This window comes from Methylophaga sp. UBA1464, assembly GCF_002325665.1.
Lineage (GTDB): Bacteria > Pseudomonadota > Gammaproteobacteria > Nitrosococcales > Methylophagaceae > Methylophaga.
The window spans coordinates 23,220-23,445 of the sequence record NZ_DCSO01000018.1; the positions used below are offsets into that span (position 1 = coordinate 23,220).

General features: G+C 43.8%; 1 pseudogene. It reads left to right on the forward strand.

The features are described 5' to 3' along the window. Nucleotides 1–226, forward strand: a pseudogene (locus B3O33_RS02000) (dihydrolipoyl dehydrogenase); the annotation flags it as partial.

Consider the following 226-nt stretch of genomic DNA (forward strand, 5'->3'; position numbering starts at 1 on the left):
GGATTATCAGCGTTGGCCAAGCAACGTAAAGTGACTGTGGTACATGGTGAAGCACAGTTCTCCAGTACCAATTTAATGCAGGTCAAGACAGAAGGTGGCGATAAAACCATCAGTTTTGAAAATTGTATTATTGCTGCGGGCTCACGTGTAACGAAAATTCCTGTCTTCCCCAATGATGATCCACGGATGATGGATTCCACCGATGCATTGGAATTGGAAGATATTC